21 protein-coding genes and 1 other annotated feature are annotated in these 20,897 nt (G+C 49.5%); of the genes, 8 read left to right on the forward strand and 13 right to left on the reverse strand.

Annotated features, from left to right (window positions below):
- Positions 1–140: 140 nt before the first annotated feature.
- The 5 genes from thrC to AC3ISQ_RS18775 all read right to left on the reverse strand — a co-directional run bounded on the left by thrC (position 141) and on the right by AC3ISQ_RS18775 (position 5,872).
- Positions 141–1,430, reverse strand: coding sequence for a threonine synthase (gene thrC / locus AC3ISQ_RS18755; protein ID WP_489348953.1), 1,290 nt, complete (start codon positions 1,428–1,430; stop codon positions 141–143).
- A 3-nt stretch (positions 1,431–1,433) separates the two neighbouring features.
- Positions 1,434–2,363, reverse strand: a complete 930-nt coding sequence (gene thrB / locus AC3ISQ_RS18760) for a homoserine kinase (RefSeq protein ID WP_489348955.1) — start codon at positions 2,361–2,363, stop codon at positions 1,434–1,436.
- A gap of 1 nt (position 2,364) precedes the next feature.
- Positions 2,365–4,824: a bifunctional aspartate kinase/homoserine dehydrogenase I gene (thrA, locus tag AC3ISQ_RS18765; RefSeq protein WP_489348956.1), complete on the reverse strand. Its 2,460-nt coding sequence runs from the start codon at positions 4,822–4,824 to the stop codon at positions 2,365–2,367.
- A 25-nt stretch (positions 4,825–4,849) separates the two neighbouring features.
- Positions 4,850–4,966 (reverse strand) — a sequence feature (Thr leader region).
- Positions 4,905–4,991 carry a thr operon leader peptide gene (gene thrL, locus AC3ISQ_RS18770; protein ID WP_489353374.1) on the reverse strand — a complete coding sequence of 29 codons (87 nt, stop codon included), beginning with the start codon at positions 4,989–4,991 and terminating at the stop codon, positions 4,905–4,907. It overlaps the preceding feature by 62 nt.
- A 194-nt stretch (positions 4,992–5,185) precedes the next feature.
- Entirely contained in the window at positions 5,186–5,872 is a 687-nt protein-coding gene (locus AC3ISQ_RS18775) for a tRNA/rRNA methyltransferase (RefSeq protein WP_489348957.1), read from the reverse strand.
- 628 nt (positions 5,873–6,500) lie between these two features.
- Between AC3ISQ_RS18775 and arcA the strand changes: the two genes are divergently transcribed.
- Positions 6,501–7,217, forward strand: coding sequence for a two-component system response regulator ArcA (gene arcA / locus AC3ISQ_RS18780; protein ID WP_489348959.1), 717 nt, complete (start codon positions 6,501–6,503; stop codon positions 7,215–7,217).
- A gap of 55 nt (positions 7,218–7,272) precedes the next feature.
- Here the strand turns inward: arcA and creA are convergent, their stop codons facing one another.
- Positions 7,273–7,752: a protein CreA gene (gene creA / locus AC3ISQ_RS18785; RefSeq protein ID WP_489348961.1), complete on the reverse strand. Its 480-nt coding sequence runs from the start codon at positions 7,750–7,752 to the stop codon at positions 7,273–7,275.
- Between the two features lie 333 nt (positions 7,753–8,085).
- On the opposite strand from creA, the gene robA reads away from it, so the two are divergent.
- Positions 8,086–8,946: an MDR efflux pump AcrAB transcriptional activator RobA gene (gene robA, locus AC3ISQ_RS18790; protein ID WP_489348963.1), complete on the forward strand. Its 861-nt coding sequence runs from the start codon at positions 8,086–8,088 to the stop codon at positions 8,944–8,946.
- On the opposite strand, the gene gpmB is transcribed toward robA, so the two are convergent.
- Positions 8,943–9,590 carry a 2,3-diphosphoglycerate-dependent phosphoglycerate mutase GpmB gene (gpmB, locus tag AC3ISQ_RS18795; protein WP_489348965.1) on the reverse strand — a complete coding sequence of 216 codons (648 nt, stop codon included), beginning with the start codon at positions 9,588–9,590 and terminating at the stop codon, positions 8,943–8,945. The genes robA and gpmB overlap by 4 nt on opposite strands.
- 96 nt (positions 9,591–9,686) lie before the next feature.
- On the opposite strand from gpmB, the gene yjjX reads away from it, so the two are divergent.
- A complete protein-coding gene (gene yjjX / locus AC3ISQ_RS18800; protein ID WP_489348966.1) occupies positions 9,687–10,229 on the forward strand; it encodes an inosine/xanthosine triphosphatase in 543 nt (180 codons plus the stop codon).
- Positions 10,230–10,272: 43 nt separating this feature from the next.
- Here the strand turns inward: yjjX and trpR are convergent, their stop codons facing one another.
- Both trpR and sltY read right to left on the reverse strand, forming a co-directional pair.
- Positions 10,273–10,602, reverse strand: coding sequence for a trp operon repressor (trpR, locus tag AC3ISQ_RS18805; protein WP_489348968.1), 330 nt, complete (start codon positions 10,600–10,602; stop codon positions 10,273–10,275).
- A gap of 54 nt (positions 10,603–10,656) precedes the next feature.
- On the reverse strand, positions 10,657–12,576 hold the full coding sequence (gene sltY, locus AC3ISQ_RS18810) for a murein transglycosylase (protein ID WP_489353375.1): 1,920 nt from the start codon (positions 12,574–12,576) through the stop codon (positions 10,657–10,659).
- Between the two features lie 377 nt (positions 12,577–12,953).
- Here sltY and yfiR point away from each other — a divergent pair, with 377 nt between their 5' ends.
- Genes yfiR through yfiB form a run of 3 tightly spaced genes read left to right on the forward strand, consistent with a single transcriptional unit; the run spans position 12,954 to position 15,346 of the window.
- Entirely contained in the window at positions 12,954–13,565 is a 612-nt protein-coding gene (yfiR, locus tag AC3ISQ_RS18815; protein ID WP_489348970.1) for a regulatory sequestration protein YfiR, read from the forward strand.
- Positions 13,562–14,809, forward strand: a complete 1,248-nt coding sequence (dgcN, locus tag AC3ISQ_RS18820; protein WP_489348972.1) for a diguanylate cyclase DgcN/YfiN — start codon at positions 13,562–13,564, stop codon at positions 14,807–14,809. The genes yfiR and dgcN overlap by 4 nt, the downstream gene beginning before the upstream one ends.
- Positions 14,810–14,848: 39 nt before the next feature.
- Positions 14,849–15,346 carry an outer membrane lipoprotein YfiB gene (gene yfiB, locus AC3ISQ_RS18825; RefSeq protein WP_489348974.1) on the forward strand — a complete coding sequence of 166 codons (498 nt, stop codon included), beginning with the start codon at positions 14,849–14,851 and terminating at the stop codon, positions 15,344–15,346.
- 174 nt (positions 15,347–15,520) lie between these two features.
- On the opposite strand, the gene AC3ISQ_RS18830 is transcribed toward yfiB, so the two are convergent.
- Complete coding sequence (locus AC3ISQ_RS18830; protein WP_489348976.1) at positions 15,521–15,934, reverse strand: type II toxin-antitoxin system PemK/MazF family toxin; 414 nt, start codon at positions 15,932–15,934, stop codon at positions 15,521–15,523.
- A gap of 270 nt (positions 15,935–16,204) precedes the next feature.
- Between AC3ISQ_RS18830 and ettA the strand changes: the two genes are divergently transcribed.
- Positions 16,205–17,872 carry an energy-dependent translational throttle protein EttA gene (gene ettA, locus AC3ISQ_RS18835; RefSeq protein WP_489348978.1) on the forward strand — a complete coding sequence of 556 codons (1,668 nt, stop codon included), beginning with the start codon at positions 16,205–16,207 and terminating at the stop codon, positions 17,870–17,872.
- Positions 17,873–17,974: 102 nt separating this feature from the next.
- Here ettA and AC3ISQ_RS18840 read toward each other — a convergent pair whose 3' ends face one another.
- From AC3ISQ_RS18840 to AC3ISQ_RS18850, 3 genes are all read right to left on the reverse strand, one after another.
- Positions 17,975–18,172 (reverse strand): hypothetical protein, encoded by a 198-nt coding sequence (locus tag AC3ISQ_RS18840; protein WP_489348980.1) that lies wholly within the window; start codon positions 18,170–18,172, stop codon positions 17,975–17,977.
- Between the two features lie 42 nt (positions 18,173–18,214).
- A complete protein-coding gene (locus AC3ISQ_RS18845; RefSeq protein WP_489348981.1) occupies positions 18,215–18,778 on the reverse strand; it encodes a hypothetical protein in 564 nt (187 codons plus the stop codon).
- A 97-nt stretch (positions 18,779–18,875) separates the two neighbouring features.
- The gene (locus tag AC3ISQ_RS18850) at positions 18,876–19,784 is read right to left on the reverse strand and encodes a LysR family transcriptional regulator (RefSeq protein WP_489348983.1); all 909 of its coding nucleotides are present in this window, start codon (positions 19,782–19,784) and stop codon (positions 18,876–18,878) included.
- Between the two features lie 102 nt (positions 19,785–19,886).
- Here AC3ISQ_RS18850 and AC3ISQ_RS18855 point away from each other — a divergent pair, with 102 nt between their 5' ends.
- A complete protein-coding gene (locus AC3ISQ_RS18855) occupies positions 19,887–20,888 on the forward strand; it encodes a zinc-binding alcohol dehydrogenase family protein (protein WP_489348985.1) in 1,002 nt (333 codons plus the stop codon).
- Positions 20,889–20,897 lie beyond the last annotated feature (9 nt).

Genomic DNA, 20,897 nt, shown 5'->3' on the forward strand with positions numbered 1-20,897 from the left:
AATTCTGGGGCACTAATATAGATATATTATAAGGTAAATAGCCATCGTAATTATTGCTTTCATTCTCACTGTTTCTTGGCACAACAAAAAGCCGTCGAATGACGGCTTTAAATTAACATATTTACAACAAATTTATTTTGTCAAACAGGCAGTGCCAGCATGAATTGCCGTAGTTGCGCAAAGTCAGCGGTCATATTGTGCGACAACAATGGCAACTCCGCACGTACAGCCAACGCTTGCGGCAACGGTAATTCCTGTTTGAGGATCTCTTCCACGCTTTCTTTAAATTTAGCGGGATGTGCCGTGCCCAAGAATAGACCGAACTCGCCTTCTTTCAATTGATCACGCAACACGCGATAAGCAATAGCCGCATGAGGTTCGGAGATATACTTCAGTTCGGCCAATTCTCTCATGGTGTCTTTAGTCGTTTCATCACTGACTGCACCATGCCCTAGCTCTTTCAATTGCCAGATTTTACGACGGAACAATTCCTCTACACGCGGCCAGTTATTTGGCTGGCTAACGTCCATGGCGTTAGACAAGGTCGCGACAGTGGCATGGGGTTGCCATTGACCGTTGGTCAAGAAACGCGGCACGGTATCGTTAGCGTTGGTGGCGGCAATAAAGCGCTTGATCGGCAGCCCTAACGATTTCGCCAACAGACCCGCAGTTAAGTCACCGAAGTTACCACTCGGTACCGACACCACCAATTGGTTACGGGCTTCTTGTGGCAGTTGCGCAACGGCTTCAAAGTAATAGCAGATTTGCGCTAACAGACGACTGATGTTGATTGAGTTTGCTGAGTTCAGGTGAACCGCTTCCTTCAGTTCCTGATCGTCAAACGCCTGTTTCACCAAAGCCTGGCAAGCATCAAAATCCCCATCAATAGCCACAGTGTGAATATTGCCACCCAAGGTGCAGAACAGCTTCTCTTGCAGTGGGCTGATCTTACCTTGCGGATAAAGGATCACCACGCGCACATTCTTCAAACCATAAAATGCGTGGGCTACAGCAGCGCCGGTATCGCCAGAGGTCGCAGTCAGAATGGTGACCGGTTGATCGCCAGCGACTTCGGCCAGCATCTGGGCCATAAAACGTCCGCCAAAGTCTTTGAATGCCAACGTTGGACCGTGGAACAGCTCCAGACAAGCTACGTCATCTTCTACCTGAACTACCGGTGCGGGGAATTCGAATGCCGCTTTTACACGCTTGTGCAATACCTCTTCGCTGATTTCATCACCAATAAAGGCAGACAAAATGCGGCTACTGCGGGTGACAAAATCCAGCTCCAGCAGTTTGTCGATTTCGGTCAGCTCGAACTCTGGCAGCTCCAGCGGGAAGAACAGTCCCTGCTGCTTACCTAGGCCTTGTTTGATCGCCTGCGCAAAGCTGACTTGTTCGTTGTGATCCTTAAGGTTGTAGAGTTTCATGCGTTATCCCAATAGTCGAGCGCCTGCGGTATCCAGGCGGCAAATATGAACAAAACCTTCGTCGTTTTGCAGATAGTGATTTTTTAGCCAGTCGGCCATACGTTGTGCGGTAGCGCCATCGTCACAGACGGCAAACAGCGTGGGACCAGAGCCAGAAATACCGCAAGTCAGTGCACCGATATCCTGCGCAGCTTTACGTGCATCCGCAAAGCCTGGTAACAGGCGGGTGCGATACGGCTCGGCAATCACATCCTGCATCAGTTTTGCTGCCAGCTTCGGTTGCTGGGTATGGCAAGCATGGATAAATCCCGCCAAATAACGGCCATGACTGATACAGTCCTGACGACGATACTGGGCTGGCAAGATGGCACGCGCTTCAGCGGTGGAGACCTTGATCCCCGGATAAGCCATCACCCATAACCAGTCTTTAAAGCATGGCACTTCTTGGCTGATAAAGCCTTCTTCTTCCAACATCAGTTGCAAGCCGCCCAAGTAACAAGGCGCTACATTGTCGTAATGCACACTGCCGGAAATACGTCCTTCCAGTTCCCCCATCAACCCGAGCAAGGTCATGTGATCTAATGGACGATCGCAAAATTCGTTCATCGCCATCAGACCAGCGACGACGGAACAGGCACTCGAACCTAAACCAGAACCAATGGGCATATTTTTTTCTAAGCGCATCGCCACGGGCACTTCACGCCCAATCTCCTGACAAAAACGCTCCCAACACTGGTACACAATGTTCTCTTTCGGGTCAGCCGGTAGTTTGCTAACAAAGCGCCCGCCATTCTCCAGACTGAACGAATCGGCGGCTTCAACGCTAACACAATCCCCCAGCAGCGTACCGTCGATGGGCGAAACCGCTGCCCCTAATACATCAAACCCAACGCTGACGTTGCCAATTGAGGCCGGTGCATACACCTTAACCATATTAGACTCCCAACTTCCATGACAGTGTGCGCAACAGATCGGCAAAAACACCCGCCGCCGTTACATCATTACCGGCACCATAACCACGCAGTACCAACGGTAGTGGTTGATAATAACGGCTGTAGAAAGCCAAGGCGTTCTCACCGTTTTTAACTTTATACAATGGATCGTTGCCATCTACCGCATCAATACGAACCTGACAGCGCCCTTCTTCAATCACACCAACGTAACGTAAGACTTTACCTTGTGCATCCGCTTCAGCCACATGACGAGCAAATTCGGCATCTAATTCGGGCAAGCGTGCCATAAAGGTTGCAACATCACCGGAGGAATCGAAAGAAGCTGGCAACACCGACTCGACTTCAATATCGTCCAGCTCCAGCTTATAGCCCGCTTCACGCGCCAGAATCAGCAACTTGCGCGCCACGTCCATACCGGAAAGATCGTCACGTGGATCGGGCTCGGTGTAACCATTCGCCTTGGCCTGCACCGTGGCTGCCGACAGCGACATCCCTTCATCCAGTTTACCGAAAATGAACGACAGAGAACCAGACAGGATGCCAGAGAAACGGGTCAACTCATCCCCCGCATTCAATAAGTTTTGCAGGTTCTCAATGACCGGCAACCCCGCACCCACGTTAGTGTCGTACAGGAATTTACGTCGTGATTTCGCTGCTGCCGTACGCAGTTGCTGGTAGTAATTCATCGACGAAGTGTTGGCTTTTTTGTTCGGTGTGACCACGTGGAAACCGTCTGCAAGGAAATCAGCATATTGATCGGCAACAGTCTGGCTGGAAGTACAGTCAACAATCACCGGGTTCAATAAGTGATACTCTTTTACCAAACGGATCAGGCGGCCAATATTGAACGGTTCTTCTGCTTTAGCCATTTCATCACGCCAACTGTCCAACGCGATGCCGTGCACATTAGTCAACATCGCCCGAGAATTGGCGATACCACAGACGCGTAGATCGATATGTTTTTGTTTCAACCACGGTTGTTGGCGATGGATTTGTTCGATCAATGCTCCGCCGACGCCACCACTGCCGATAACAAAGACCTCAATCACCTGATCGGTGTTGAACAACATCTGGTGGCTAACGCGCACGCCGGTAGTCGCGTCTTCATTACTCACCACCACCGAGATCGAACGTTCGGAAGAGCCCTGCGCGATGGCAACAATATTGATGTTGGCACGCGCCAGTGCCGAGAAGAACTTGGCAGAAATACCGCGAACAGTACGCATACCGTCGCCAACAACCGAGATAATCGCCAAGTTTTCCATCATATCCAACGGCTCTAAAACACCGTCCTTCAATTCAAGATAGAACTCATCTTCTAGTGCTCGGCGAGCGCGCTGCAGTTCACTTTGCGGCACACAGAAACTGATACTGTATTCGGAAGAGGATTGAGTGATGAGTACCACCGAAATCCCCGCACGTGACATCACGGCAAAGACCCGAGCCGCCATGCCAACCATCCCTTTCATTCCCGGGCCGGAAACGTTAATCATCGCCATATGGTTGAGATTAGTGATGCCCTTGACCGGAGTATCATCACTCAGGCTCTCGCCACCAATCAAAGTCCCCGGCGCCTGTGGATTGCCCGTGTTTTTAATCAGGCAAGGGATTTGGAATTGAGCGATAGGCGTGATGGTGCGGGGGTGGAGAACTTTAGCGCCGAAGTAAGAAAGCTCCATCGCCTCCTGATATGACATGGATTTCAATAACCTAGCATCAGGTACGGTGCGGGGATCGCAGGTATAAACCCCATCCACGTCGGTCCAGATTTCACAACAGTCCGCACGTAAGCAGGCAGCCAATACCGCCGCCGAATAATCGGAGCCATTGCGCCCCAACACCACGAGTTCACCTTTATCATTACCCGCAGTAAAACCGGCCATCAGCACGATATGATTAGTTGGGATCGCGTCAGCGGCAATGCGCGCCGTAGAAACCGCAATATCAACGGTCGACTCCAGATAATCCCCATGTGCCAGCAACTTTTCCACCGGATTGATCACGGTAACGGGATAACCTTTGGACTTGAATACCGCTTCCATGATGGCAATAGAGAGCTTTTCACCACGGCAAATAATGCTGGCATTGACGCTGTCCGGGCACTGCCCTAGTAATGCCACCCCGTGCAGTATTTTTTTCAGTTGGGCAAATTCTTGATCGACCAAAGTCTTCAGACGATCGTATTCAAAGCCCGGTAGCTCTTGCGCTAATCCACTCAATAGGTCAGCGAAAATGCGTTCGGCATCGCTCATATTGGGTGAGATGTCCAGATCTGCTACTGTTTTATCAATCATTGCCACTAGATGGTTGGTGATTTTGGCGGGCGCAGACAAAACTGCGGCTACCTGTCCTTGAGTAATATTACTTTCCATGATGTCGGCCACACGCAGAAAACGTTCCGCATTTGCTACCGAGGTTCCGCCAAATTTCAACACTCGCATTTCTGTTATCTCCCGAATTTAAGCCGAAAAAAAAGCCCGCACTGGTTAGGTGCGGGCTTTTTCTTGATTTCCTGTGTGCGTCAGCCCGCCCCGTTACCTGTGGTATCGGTGGTGGTAATAATTGTTGTGTTCAGGCTGATGATTCGCATTTTGTCTGTCTGTCTCATTAAATTCTCCGTCCCCTCTATTGGTTAAAGCAATCGCACCACCAAGTCAAATTATTTCTTGTTTGTGCACACTTTCTATTCATTCCAAAAACAGGAGGATGTCACAACAAAAAACCCAATACGGCAGAATAAAAAATCACGCAGAAAACAAATTGCAGTTAATCACGCTGCTTTACCGTTAACGAGCATAAAGATCACTTTGCCAATCTTTTTTCAATATCATGCAATAGTGTATGCAACATTACGGTGTCCCGCTGCTCCAACACGCCGAGCCGTTGTTGGAGCCAATCACCGAGTTTTTGATCGTCGTTGACCTCTAACAGCGTCAGCAAACGTTCAGCCCGCTGACGTAATGCCTTCAGTTGCCCTTCGTCTGCCACAGATGACGGTGGCTGGCGCGTTTGCATCAATTGCGTCAGCTGATAGCAATACACCATAACCGCTTGTCCCAAATTCAACGATGGATAATCAGCCACCATGGGGACGCCAGTCAGTAAGTCGGCCAACTCCAACTCTTCATTGGTTAACCCCGAATCTTCCCGGCCAAACACTAACGCAGCCTGCTGCACCCATTGTTGACGTTCGCGCATCTGCCCCAATAATTCTTCAGGGGTACAGTAGTAATGGAAACGCGCCCGGCTACGAGCTGTCGTGGCAACGGTAAAATCCACGTCCGCCAACGCTTGCTCCAGCGTAGAGAAAGTCTGTACGCCGTCCAGAATGTCACCCGCACCATGAGCCACCCAACGAGCCGCAGGTTGTAAGTGTGCTTCACTATCGACAATACGTAATGAGGTGAACCCCATCGTTTTCATTGCCCGCGCCGCCGCACCGACATTTTCCGGCCGTGCCGGAGCCACTAGAACAATATGCAACTGCATGGCTACTCCAAAAAACAAAACAGGTTTTTGACTGTTCAGAACAATCCGATTATATTTACAAATACGTAACAAAGGTCAGCGTTATCCACTTATAATATGGATAAATGAGCTCTTAAGACACTAAAGGAGCCATAAGTCATATAAATAAACATATGTTATTTTTATAGATTCTTATCAATCAGTTAAATAAATTACAACCGTAATCTTCTTCTGATTGTAACGCATTAGGAATAACAATGCTGAATCGTTCACAGAATTTGTTGATCTGTGACTTAAGCTGGCATTTCTGTAAGTGTTTTTCACAAATCTGTTAACGTGCTACAATTGAATTTGATATATGTCAACAAAGCGTAGTTTTGTTGAGTGATGAATTCGACATGCGCTGTTATATCGCTGTTAATAGGGTTAAAATATGCGCCGTTTTGGCACCTTTGGGGCTGTAGGGAATCACACCCCCACCAAGCTAGCGATCTTGTTGACATGAGATGGAAAGTGCATCAAGAACGAGTTTACGTACTTTAGTCATTTGGTCTGCGGGAACTGGTGCACGAACTCCGCACTCCGCTAAGAAAACAAAGACTTCTGTACTTCCTATTTTCTATTTTGTTGGCAATTTTAGGTAGCAAATATGCAGACCCCGCACATTCTGATTGTCGAAGACGAGTTAGTCACTCGTAATACCCTAAAGAGCATTTTTGAGGCGGAAGGCTACATCGTTCATGAAGCCAATGACGGTGCAGAAATGCACAATATCCTGTCTGAAAATGATATCAACTTGGTGATTATGGATATCAACCTGCCGGGCAAGAACGGCCTGCTGTTAGCACGCGAGTTGCGTGAACAAGCCAGCGTGGCGTTAATGTTCCTGACCGGTCGTGATAATGAAGTAGATAAAATCCTCGGCCTAGAGATCGGCGCTGACGATTACATCACCAAACCATTCAACCCACGTGAGTTGACTATTCGCGCACGCAATTTACTGTCACGCACCATGAATCTGGGCAGCGTCGGTGAAGAACGTAAACTGGTTGAAAGCTATAAATTCAACGGTTGGGAGCTGGATATCAACAGCCGTTCTTTGATCAGCCCAGCGGGTGAGCAATACAAGCTGCCGCGCAGTGAATTCCGCGCCATGCTGCACTTCTGTGAAAACCCGGGCAAGATCCAATCCCGTGGTGACTTGCTGAAGAAAATGACTGGCCGTGAATTGAAACCTCATGATCGTACTGTTGATGTGACTATTCGCCGTATTCGTAAACACTTCGAATCTACGCCGGACACTCCAGAAATCATCGCCACCATTCATGGTGAAGGCTACCGCTTCTGCGGCGATCTGGACGAGTAAGCTAATTACGTCTAGATCTAGGGGATCGCATGCGATCCCCTGGCTTTTTATCGCTTTATTTAGCCTCACCCCAAGGAATGATCGGTACCGCACTGATCGCATTCTTCGGTGAACCATCCACCACCTTATCCGAATAAGTCAGATAAACCAGCGCATTGCGGTTAGCATCGTAAAAACGTACCACCTGCAATTTCTTAAACACCAACGAAGTGCGCTTCTGGAACACCACTTCACCTTTAGATTTGCCCTTTTTGATCTTATCGGTCAGCTCAATCGGCCCGACCTGTGAGCAAGAAATAGCGGCGTCCGATGTATCTTCAGCCAGCCCTAAGCCACCTTTGATACCGCCCGTTTTCGCCCGGCTGATATAACAAGTTACATTTTTAACATCAGGGTCATCAAAGGCTTCCACCACAATTTTGTGGTCCGGGCCAAGCAGTTTAAATACCGTGTCAACCGACCCTACTTGTTCCGCCTGCACGCTGTTTACCGTTGCGCAAACTAAACCAAACAAAAAGATCCATCCTTTTTTCATTCACTTAACTCCAAGCTGTCGTACCAATAGAAATAATGTTCAGTTATAAGCAATGCTTATGTCTGAGATCACAAAATAGGGATTTCGTCGGCTCAAGCTGACCTTTTTAGCACAGAGCGTAAAAAAAATCTTTGGGAGTCGAGGAGGAAAAAAATTGCTATTATGCGGCTTCGTTAATTCTTTGCGCCGAATGAAAGTGTACTCCAAGACACGCTATCAGAAGCAAAAAAGCAACGGATAAAGGCTCATAGATAAGTCTGATCGCATCAAGTACCCGCGTAATGAGTAAACAGTTAGGGCCCTGACCCCAAAGTTTCACGAGGAAGAAGACCTATGGATCAAGCCGGTATCATACGTGATCTGCTTAGCTGGCTGGAAAGTCACTTGGACCAACCTTTGTCATTAGACAACGTGGCAGCAAAAGCGGGTTATTCCAAATGGCATCTGCAACGGATGTTCAAAGATATTACCGGTGAAGCCATCGGGGCTTATATCCGGGCAAGAAGATTATCCAAAGCCGCAGTGGCGCTACGTTTAACTAGCCGCCCTATTCTGGATATTGCCTTACAATATCGCTTCGATTCACAGCAGACTTTTACTCGCGCCTTCAAGAAACAGTTTGCGCAAACACCAGCGCTGTATCGTCGTTCTGAAGATTGGCACGCATTCGGTATCTGTCCGCCGATCCGTCTTGGCTCATTCACGCTGCCGCAACCGGAATTCATCAAGCTGCCAGAACTCCATTTGGTCGGCCTGACGCAAAGTTATTCTTGTACGCTGGAGCAGATTTCCAACTTCCGTAACGAGCTACGTTTGCAATTCTGGCGACAATACTTGGGCGAGGCGAAAACGCTACCGCCAGTGATGTACGGGTTGCACCATTCGCAGGCAAGTCAGGAAAAGGATGACGAACAGGAAGTGCTCTACACCACCGCATTGGAGCCAGAGCACCTACCGGAGAACGTGCCGGAAGGCCACCCGTTAGTGCTGCAAGGTGGTGAATACGCCATGTTCCGCTACGACGGGCCAAAGGAAGGTCTGCAAGACTTTATCCTGACAGTTTATGGTACCTGCCTGCCAGCACTAGAGCTGATCCGCAGAAAAGGGCATGACATCGAGCGATTTTATCCAAAAAGCGATCAACGGCCACCGGTCGAGATCGCTTGTGAATATCTGATCCCAATCCGCCGTTAACGTTGCAATTCGTCTAGTGCGGGCATATCCAAATGCGAGATATCGCCCGTGCTTTCAACGATCCAGCCTGAAGCCAACCATGGGCTTTGCTGATAGTCAACGCGTGAGAGGGAACAGTTACGTAAACGTAAACGGCGCTCTGCGTAAGCCGGTAAACCCAGCACGGTACTGATCAAACATCCCAGAGCAATACCGTGGCTAACAATCAATGGTTTACTGCCTTTAGGCAGATCCAAGCAGCTTTCCAGCGCCGCACGCATACGCGCACCCAATTCAGCCATCGATTCGCCTTGAGGGATTCGTCCGTCAGCAGTACCATCGACCATCTGTTTGCGCCATTGCTCTTCTTGCGGCGTCAGGCTGTCGATCAGACGTTCTTCCAGAACGCCCATATGCAGCTCACGCAGGCGTGGATCGGTAATCACTTCACAACCGCAAACATCGGCGATAATCTGCGCCGTCCGGCGAGTACGTCCTAGATCGCTGGTAATAACGTGTGTGATACCTTCTTTGCGAACACGTTTGGCAACCAGATGTGCCTGGTGTTCACCAGTGGCGGTTAACGGGCTATCAGATTGGCCCTGGATGCGGCGAGCCGCGTTCCATTCCGTTTCGCCATGGCGAACGAGGTATACCTGTAACATTTTTGTTTTCCGTTATACTGCGTGAAACTTGAGTTTATCTTCCGTGTCGCTTGTTTGCACAAGTGCCAACGGATCGAAAAGGATACTGAACCTGATATGTACCATGTTGTTGCTGCAACTACCAACCCGGCAAAGATCAAGGCTATTCAATTTGCCTTCGAAGATACCTTCGGTGAAGGCCAATGCCGCATTGAATCCGTTGACGTCGCCAGCGGTGTTTCCCTGCAACCCATCGGCAATACCGAAACCCGAACCGGTGCCCGTCAACGCGTGATGGAAGCTAGGCAGGTTCGCCCAGAGGCTGACTTTTGGGTCGGTGTCGAAGCCGGTATCGAAGACAATATGACTTTCGCTTGGATGACCATCGAGAACCCAAATACGCGTGGTGAATCCCGCTCCGCCAGCTTGATGCTGCCAGAAACCATTTTACAAGGGATTCGCGCGGGCAATGAATTAGGTAGTGAAATGGCGCAGCTTACCGGTAATAGCGAAGTCAAACGTCAGGGCGGCGCCATCGGTATCTTCACCGACGGACGTTTAAGCCGTACTAGCGTTTATCATCAAGCATTGTTACTGGCTTTAGTACCGTTCCACAACACTATCTACCAGAGCCATCAGAACAACACGCCGCATCAATAATACTCTGACAACCATACCCCACCAACATCCGCCGGGCGCTGCACTACAGTGCCTCGCCCAGCAGTTGCTGTTCTAACCAGTTTTTCAATTCTGGTGAAGCCACTTTCAGACTATTCGAACCACGAGTAATCGTCGCGATCCCTGCACCAAGTTCATTCTTCAGCTCACGTTGGCTCATCTCACCCCGCATCAGTTCTTGAATAATGCGTACTCGAGTTCCTAGAGCCGTGCGTTCATCGGGGGTCAACATCAATTGCAGCAGCGGTTGGTGTAGATCTTGCCCGAACGAATTCTGTAACAACGCCACAAAGCGTAGCCAGTCCTCGTTACCTTGTTCTGAAAGAGCGGGATCATGGAGTGATAATTGCGTCATGGCAGCCACCATACTATTTAACTAGTACAGCAGCATACCATAGCCATACTAAAATCAATAACGTCTCTGCCACTCGGCATCAGTCAATACTTTTGCCGGACGATGCATAAAGTGGCGGTAAAACGCATCATAGGCCAACACGTTTTTGACGTAAGAACGGGTTTCCGAGAATGGGATACTCTCGACAAACGCCACCGCATCAATGCGCCCATCACTATTGCCCAGCCAAGTATTCACCCGTGATGGACCCGCATTATAAGCGGCAGACGACAGAATACGGTTGCGACCAAACTGTTGATAAACCGACTCCAGATAACTGGTACCAATAGTAATGTTGGTTTGCGGATTAAACAGTTGGCTTGGGCTGGAATATCCTGAGATAGCAAATTTCTGGACCGTATGCTGCGCCGTGCGCGGCATCACCTGCATCAAACCTGCAGCACCGACGGGTGATTGCGCTTTCGGATTCCAAGCACTTTCTTGACGGGCTATCGCCATAGCATAACTTGGCGTAATGCCTTTATCGTCGGTCGCACGACGGAACTCTTGCGGCCATGCCTGCGGGAAGCGCTCTTCCAAGTGATCCCACAATTTCCCGGTGATCGTCGCCTGAACGCTGAGATCGGCCCATTTCTGGTCGAAGGCGTAACGCGCCAACGCTTCCTGTTCTGGACGCGGCTTGCTGGCGACGAAAGATGCCCACTCGCTGCGAGCCAAGTTATCCATATTCCAGTACATCAACTCGCGCACACGGGCGATTTCCGGGCCACTCACCAATGTAGACGTCGGTTTAACGGCAACCGCGACTTTAACCGGGTACGTCACATGCAATTTCTGCGCAGCAACCATCGGATAGAAACCACGTTCATTCATCAAGCTACGCAGCATCTGCTCACCTTCACTGCGTTGGCCTTCATCAATCAACACGCTCGCGCGCCAGTAGCGCCACTCGTCTTTATCACGTGCTTCCGCTGGCAGGCGATCCAACCAGGTTTTCAGCCCCTGTTTGTCCCCGGCTCCCAACGCCATACGCACCCGACGCTCCAACAACGATGGTGACTGGCTACGTAAAATAACCTGATCGCGCCATTGCACCTGTTCGTAGGTCGCGTCGTTACCCATCAAACGCCAAGCTACGGCTTCTTCGAGCTCCAGCTTTTCGCTATCGCTCATTTTTTGCAAACGTGCGATAGACGGAATCATCGCGCGAGCATTTTCTGCATCCTGACGAGCCAAACGAGCAAAAACAATACTGGTAGCCGAGCGAGTAAAATCAGTCGGCCCTACGCTGCGAGCAAAAGCTTCGACTGTGGTCGGATCGTTTTGCAAACGCACCAGAGACTCGCCCATGGTTTGATAATCAGAAGGCAACTGACGGTAGAGATAATTGACCAGGCTACTATTGCCCTCTTTCAGCGCCAATTTCATGCGTTCAAGGGTTTTCAGCGGTGTTTGCTGCCCTGCGCCTTGCCAAACGCTAAACAGTTTGTCGCAAGAACCCGGCAACGTTTTACCACTCAGCCAGAGTTCATCTGCCCCACTCCAAGCGGCAGGTTGATCTCCCGTCGCCCACTTGGCGTAGTAATAATTACAGCGCGCTGCAACCGGCTTTGGCGGTTGTGGACTAAATGCCAGCAGAGTACGCCAATCTTCACGACGAGCCAGTTCATTAACAAAACGGGAGGAAAGTGACTTAGCTGGGGGTAATGTCGGGTGCTGTTTGATGAAATCATTCACCTCGGAAAAACCAGCACTACTGAGGTTTTGTGTCAGTTGGCGATACTCAAGGTAAGGGTACAGTGGATAGTCACGCAGCGTCGGCATCAGCTGCTGTACAACATCCATCTGATTGCTGTCCCACGCCTGTTTAATTTGCTGATAACGTTGGCGTTGGGCATCCAGCGAGTCTGCTCTTACTACGCCAGAAACCGTCACCAGGCACAAACCCACTGCCAGTAATCGCCATTTGTCCACCTTGACCATACTTACACATTCCTCACTGGTTAAAAGCTTCGCGCCTTGCGCATCGGTATCTAATAGAGATAGACAGCACAATCACATATCCATTCATTACTGTAGAAGAAGTTTCTGTCACAAGATACAAAACGCCTGGCAAACTCTGCTTGGCATTTTTATACTGTTAAAAATAGATAGGAAAAATCCTAGAAAACAGCACATAAAGCGCACATTAGAAATTTCTTATAATACAATCCGCGCCAATTTGGGTCAGATAGTGTTCATTAGGCAGTGTGATTGATAGTTTTCAGCAAAACTATACTCCCTTCAATCAAGCCATATTTCTTTTTGTTGCGCCCACCTATCAGGAACGCGACCACAGGCGAGAATGGCAGATGAAGATGTTTAGACATGCCACAATGCTGGCAAGCAGCTTGAAGGGTTCATTCTTGAACTTCATTCACACACGGCTAAAGTTCGGTTATTGCTTCTCCTTATTATTTGTTCTGTTAGCGTTTCCCAAATTGGCCCTGACCGAAAGCACAGACCTCGACCAAAAACGAGTTCACGAGGTCAGCAGTGTGGTCATTGGCATTATTAGCTATGCCCGCTGGGTAAACGAACCCAATCCTATCCGCTTGTGTGTCGTCGCCCCAACACGTTATGCAGAGGGTCTATTCGATCCGGTGTTATTAACGGCTCCACACCCGATCAAAACCGAACACATGCCACTCAATAGTCCGACATTAGGTAACAGTTGTGATGTCGTGTATTTGGGTGATGTCAACGCCAGTCAAAAACAAACCTTCATTCAGAGCATCTCTGGGCACTCCATACTCAGCATCAGCGAAGACGACGTCGAGTGCACCGCGGGTAATGCATTTTGCCTGCAAATTGAAGGGGATCGAGTCAGTTTCAAAGTGAATCTAGATGCTTTGGCGCGTAGTGGCGTGCGCATCCATCCCAACGTGCTGCAACTGGCGCGCAAACCGGTGCCGCCATTATGAATTTATTGCGCAAAAATAGATCGGGCCAAGCACGCCCTACTCTGGGTCAGACATTACAACGCATGAACCTCGGCTTAGCGCTAATTGCTGTGGGTACGGCGGGGATCTTCCTAACGCTAGTGGCACTGTTTGCTCTACGCGCTTACGCCAACCATAACCTGCACCTGATTGCTCGCTCCATTTGCTATACCGCAGAAGCGGCCGTGGTGTTCAAAGACCGCGTGGCTGCTCAGGAGTCTTTGGTACTAATTGCAGCCAATGAAGAAGTCTCAGAAGCTAAGATTATTGATAATCAAGGGAAATTACTCGCGAGTTGGCAACATCCTAAAGATGGCCCATTACACAACATGGAACAAACCATTGCCCGTTGGACGCTGCCAAAACCCGTTGCACTACCCATCATCCACGCGGGTAAACAGGTCGGTGAAGTCTGGTTAAGCGGGCACGGTGGTGGCCTGTTGCGTTTCTTGTTGCGTGGTATGTTAGGCATGATTGCTTGCTTAGTGCTCAGCACCCTGTGCGCCCTCATACTTTCACGCCGTATGTTACGTGGGATTGTTAGCTCTCTGGACGATATCGCCAACGTGGCACACTCGGTACGCCGTAACCGAGCCTTTGGCCTACGGGTACCTTCCGCACCTATCGCTGAACTACATGAATTAAGTAATGACTTTAACGGTTTACTTGATGAGTTAGAGTCTTGGCAAGCACATCTTAAGCAGGAAAATGATTCTCTGACTCATCGTGCCACCCACGACAGCATGACGGGATTACCTAATCGCGCTTTCTTTGAAGGACGCTTGAGTCGGACATTAAGTGATGTTGATGGCACAGAAAAATTAGCACTGCTATTTATTGATGGCGACCGCTTTAAAGAGGTCAATGACAACCATGGCCACGCCGCCGGTGACGAGGTACTGACCACCATCGCCGGGCGGATCCGCGCACAATTGCGCGACAACGATCTGGTTGCTCGGTTGGGCGGTGACGAATTCGCCGTGCTGCTCAAGCCATTCCACAATATCAAAGATGTCACGCAGGCAGCCGATAACATTATCGCCTGTATGACTCAACCCATTGTTTTACCTAGCGGAGAGGCAATCACCGCCTCGCTAAGTATTGGTATCGCAATTTATCCCGATCATGCGGTAACACCGCAGGGATTATTGCACGAAGCGGACGATGCCATGTACCAAGCCAAGCATCGTTACAACGGAGGCTGGCGCTTGGCTACACACAAGTAGCCCCACAGCCATACAATAAAAAGATAGGGAATTTTGATTATGTTCCAACACACACTTAAACAACGCTTTTCACTACTGCTGGTTCTATTTTGCGCTCTATTGGCGCTCGCAGGTTGTCAAAGCAAACCACAAGGGTTAACGCCTGAGCAAATCGCCCTATTGCAAGCTCAAGGATTCAAACTGACGGACAACGGTTGGGAGTTTGGTCTTTCCGATAAGGTATTGTTTGGCAATAACGTCGGCAAACTGAACCCCAAAAGCACCGAAACCGTCCAGAAAATGGGACGCGCATTGATGAGTGTGGACATCAATAAATTCCGTTTGGACGGTCACACCGACAACTACGGCGAAGACAGTTACAATGACCAACTTTCCCTGCGCCGCGCCAACACCGTCGCGGATATTCTGGCTAGCGTCGGCATTCCACGCACCAATATCGAAACACGTGGCATGGGAAAACGCGATCCTGTAGCGGACAACCGCACCTCTAGTGGCAGAGCCGAAAATCGCCGCGTTTCGATTATTATTACGCCTTAATATTCGCTAAATACCATAAGTGACAAAGGGCACCATTACTGGTGCCCCTTCACAGGTACGATGGGCTTGTCATCGCCGATTCACCGCGCCTGGCTTCCTGAAACAGGAAGTCTTGCAAGTCCCCGTAGGGTTCATTGGAAAGTATGAATTTTCACCATACTGAAGTCAATTCATTTAATTATGTCGATGCGAGGTCAAATGCTTCACCCCTAAACCACACAAAACACCTTTTCTTATCTGCTCAAAATCTTCTACCTCGAGCATTGGCATCACATAAGTTCGCCCAGTAACAGCACGCATTTTATATCGGTCCAAACGATTGGTTGATACAGTGGAAACCATATCGCATTTAGCCCAACAAAGAACCTCTAACTTATCCGGTAGCGGATTAGCTGAAAGCTGATGGTGGTAGTCCCGAACAGGGACAGGTTCTGTGGTGCTTAATGGGACAACAGTAACCAGTTTGCTGTTATGGCGATTTCTTGCCACCACCACAACTGGCCTAACTTTGATCATTTCTGGTTCTACAAAACCAGAGAAGTCGCACATCACAACATGGCGAACTTTAGGTTGGAATTTTAAAGCCATATGTTTTGTCGCCACCAAAAAATTAGCAATGGCTGGATGTTACTTTGCAATTTATGTCGGTGGTATCAAGCCATAACAGATAAGTGGAACAAGCCCTCATTTTCGGATTAGTAAGCCCTTTGCCATACCTAATTAAGCGTTTCATAGTGATCTCTGGGATAAACTATCAAAACGGGCTATCATTCGAAGTTAAGTAAAAAATGTCCCATACATGCCCCATAGCAAGAGTGGGACATTATAAAACCCAGCAACCAAGAGGCTTAGAGCAACGTGGCTCAATACGTCTATACCATGCATCGCGTCGGCAAGGTTGTTCCGCCGAAGCGTCATATCTTGAAAAACATCTCCCTGAGTTTCTTCCCTGGCGCCAAAATCGGCGTGTTGGGTCTGAATGGTGCAGGTAAATCAACACTGCTGCGCATCATGGCGGGTATCGATACCGATATCGAAGGTGAAGCACGTCCACAGCCGGGTATCAAGATCGGCTACTTGCCGCAAGAACCGCAGCTGAATCTGGAACATACCGTTCGCGAGTCAGTGGAAGAAGCGCTGGCTGAAGTAGTTGGTGCCCTGAAACGTCTTGATGAAGTGTACGCACTGTACGCTGAAGAAGGTGCAGACTTCGACAAACTGGCTGCTGAGCAAGGTCGTCTGGAAGAGATCATTCAAGCTCACGATGGTCACAACCTCAATACCCAACTTGAGCGTGCTGCTGATGCATTGCGCCTGCCTGAGTGGGACGCCAAAATCGCCAACCTTTCTGGTGGTGAGCGTCGCCGTGTAGCCTTGTGCCGCCTGCTGCTGGAAAAACCAGACATGTTGCTGCTGGACGAACCGACTAACCACTTGGATGCTGAATCCGTAGCTTGGTTGGAGCGCTTCCTGCACGACTTCGAAGGTACCGTAGTGGCCATCACCCACGACCGTTACTTCCTCGACAACGTGGCTGGCTGGATCTTGGAGCTGGACCGCGGTGAAGGTATTCCGTGGGAAGGTAACTACTCTTCTTGGCTGGAACAAAAAGACGCTCGTCTGGCGCAAGAAGCCTCTGCCGAGGCCGCTCGTCGCAAATCCATCGAGAAAGAATTGGAGTGGGTACGTCAGGGCGCTAAAGGCCGTCAGTCTAAAGGTAAAGCTCGTCTGGCTCGCTTTGAAGAGTTGAACAGCACTGAATACCAAAAGCGTAACGAAACCAACGAACTGTTTATCCCACCGGGTGCACGCTTGGGCGATAAAGTGGTCGAAGTCGACCACCTGCGTAAGTCATACGGCGACCGAGTGTTGATTGACGATCTCTCCTTCTCCGTACCTAAAGGCGCGATTGTCGGGATTATCGGTCCGAACGGCGCGGGTAAATCCACTCTGTTCCGCATGATGTCCGGTCAGGAACAACCTGACTCCGGTAGCATCGTGCTGGGTGATACCGTCAAGCTGGCCTCTGTCGATCAGTTCCGCGACAGCATGGATGGCAGCAAAACCGTGTGGGAAGAAGTCTCCGGCGGTCAAGACATCATGCGTATCGGCAACACCGAAATGCCAAGCCGTGCCTACGTGGGACGCTTTAACTTCAAAGGTGTCGATCAAGGCAAACGTGTTGGTGAGTTGTCCGGTGGTGAGCGTGGCCGTTTACACTTGGCGAAACTGTTGCAAGTAGGCGGCAACGTATTGCTGCTTGACGAACCGACCAACGACTTGGATATCGAAACCCTGCGCGCACTGGAAAACGCCTTGTTGGAATTCCCAGGCTGCGCGATGGTTATCTCGCACGACCGTTGGTTCCTTGACCGCATCGCGACCCACATTCTGGACTATCAGGATGAAGGTAAGATTGAATTCTTTGAAGGTAACTTTACCGAATACGAAGAATACAAGAAGCGTACCCTCGGAGCCGAAGCTCTGGAACCTCGTCGCATCAAATACAAGCGAGTGACCAAGTAACTCATTGTTTTTAATCAAGCCGGAAACGCTTAATGCTATCAGCGGCGTTTCCGGTTTATTAAGTGCAGGAAGTGGAAGTGAGTTAAGATAACAACCCACACACTACGCAGTTTTTTCCTCAACATGCTCTTCTACTGCCAACCTACCCACAAAAACATGAGTATCTGGCTCCGGCACCATCAAAAATGCCTCTGCAAAGAGTTTGAGCTTATCCTTCGACCCGAGATAATTCAGCAACATCTCTGCGGGTAATAACGCTAATAACTCATCCCTTGATTTCATCATCAATTCCTCGCTCAAATTATGCTCAGTTTACAATGTCAGTAATCTAGATCAAGGGGTTTATTCTTCCCATTCAAAGTCATGCTTACCTTGATTTGCACTGACCTTTTTTAGTTTGTCGTACAAAACCAGCTCATTAATTATCATATGCTTGCCATCTTTCACGAATCCCCAGTACTCATAGTAAGGCACCACACTTTGAACAGGCTCATAGATTTTAAAACTAGTTGCTCCAACCGTCACCGCAAAGGCATAAGCCGCAAAAAACACACACCATGCCATGCGTTTTTCAATCCCAGAGTCTGGGTAAACTGCTTTGAAATGTTCCAACATATAAATCACAACCTGTTTCGCTTGTATATCATGGGAGTACACTGCAGCACCAATAACGATAGGAGGCCGTCCCTGCGAGCTAATTGCCAGAGTAAAGCGGTTTTTAATATATGGATGTCTTTCCTTGAACCACCATCTCCAATCCAAGCCCGTTTTTCTAAATTCGATACCCAAGGCTTGCTCCTTGGAAAGTGGATGTACCGAAACCTCGATACTATGTTGGTCTAATAGAGTCTGTAATTCCCAAAGAGCTAATTCAGCAGCATGTTGAATATCATTTTTAATAACCATATCCCTGGTTCCTGTCTGACTACTTTTAGCTCACATGCTAAAACTAAATCGACAGCGCGACACAATATTCGCCGGGGAATGGAACCCTTCTCGCAAATCACTCCTGTATTAGTTCTTGGTCATAATCATCAAACACCGGATGTTGAAGCGCCACGTCGATAAAACAGGCCAGTGCGGGTGAATTCAATTTACGGCTGGGGTAGACCAAATACAGTTCATTCCCCTCGGCTCGCCATTGCGGTAATACCGCCACCAGTTGCTTTTGTGCCACCACTTCACGGCTGAGAAAAGCGGGTAATAACGTGATACCGGCTCCCGCAATGGCGCATTCACGTGCATACAGCAAATTATCGGTGGTATGGCTGGTCGGTAACTGCCAACGGTAATATTCCTCCCCCTGTCGTAAAATCAAGGCCGTCCAGGCTCGGTGAGCAATACAACGATGTTGCTGTAGTTGCCGTGGATGGGTTAACGCTGGAAATTGTGCCAGATAATCCGCCGAAGCCAGCAGATAACGCGGGGCATATCCCAGACGACGGCCAATTAATGAGGAGTCTTGCGGTTTACCGGTACGTAACGCGGCATCAAAACCTTCTTGTACCAGATCCACCATCGCATCAGACACCGAAACCTCTAACGATACGTCGGGGTATTGACGCTGAAAATCGCTCGCCAGTCGCGCGAGCAACGTAGCACCTAAGCCTGCCGGTGTAGATATACGCAAACGTCCGCTAGGATTATCACGTAGCCTCTGTAAAGCCAGATCAGCGCGTTCGGCGGCAGTGAGCATTTCCTGACAATGCTCTAGATAACGTTCACCGGCAAACGTCAGATTAAGTTGGCGCGTAGTACGGTTGATTAACCGCAGCCCCAGCTTCTGTTCTAACTGGCTGATGCGCTGACTCACGCTGGACTTCGGCAGTCCAGCACGTTTAGCTGCAGCGGTAAAACTGCCACACTCCGCCACCAGTGCGAACAACGCCATATCTTGTAATTGCTTGAACATTATTGTTCACCTCAAACGAACACTGAGTTATCCATTGTCCATCTTATCACCTCACTCTTTGAGATCTACACTGGCTGCACTGATAGAACAGGAGCCCAACCCATGCCAATTAAAGCCATTGCAGTCGATCCCAAGAATCCCACTAGTTTTGTAGCAATCACGCCAGAACAACCACCCCTCGGGCAATATGACCTGCTGGTCGAAGTCAAAGCAGTATCCGTTAATCCGGTCGATACCAAAGTCCATGCCGGTTTGCAGAAAAGTGGCCTACAACAGCCGCGTATTCTCGGCTGGGATGCCAGCGGTGTCGTACTGGAAACCGGTAGTCAGGTTAACGGTTTCAAACCGGGTGATGAAGTGTGGTACGCCGGCGATATCACCCGCCCCGGCAGTAGTAGCAGCCAACAGGTGATCGACTCACGCATTACGGCGCATAAACCTCGTACGCTAGATTGGGCGGCATCCGCTGCCATGCCGCTGACGGCGCTCACCGCTTGGGAAGCGCTATTTGAACATTTACAAATTCAACACGCGTCAGCAGATAAAACTTTGCTGATTATTGGTGGAGCCGGTGGCGTGGGTTCGTTAGCAATCCCCTTTGCCGCGCAGCGTAGCAAAGTGAAAGTGATCGCCACGGCTTCACGCCCTGAATCGGCCGAGTGGTGCCGTGCGCGTGGGGCTAATTTGGTGGTGGATTACCGTGACCTATCGGTGAATCTGGCAAAAGAAGGTATCAAAAATGTCGATTATATTCTGTGCCTGAACGACACTGATGGGCACTGGCCAGCCATCAGCGATCTGATCGCACCGATGGGACATATCTGCACTATCGTTGAGAATGCGCAGCCGTTAGATCAAAGCAAACTTAAACTGAAAAGCGCGGCCTTACATTGGGAACTGATGTTTACCCGCAGCATGTTCAACACGCCGGATATTGCCGAGCAAGGGAAGATTTTGCAGCAAGTGGCACAACTCGTCGATGAAGGCAAAGTAACCACTACGCTGAGTGAAACGCTACATGGGCTGACCATCGAGAATATGACCGCTGCACACCAGAAACTGCTCTCTGGGCATATGCAGGGCAAGTTGGTGATTGTTTACTAATAAGCTCAG

The organism is Serratia sp. KH_031, assembly GCF_057839655.1.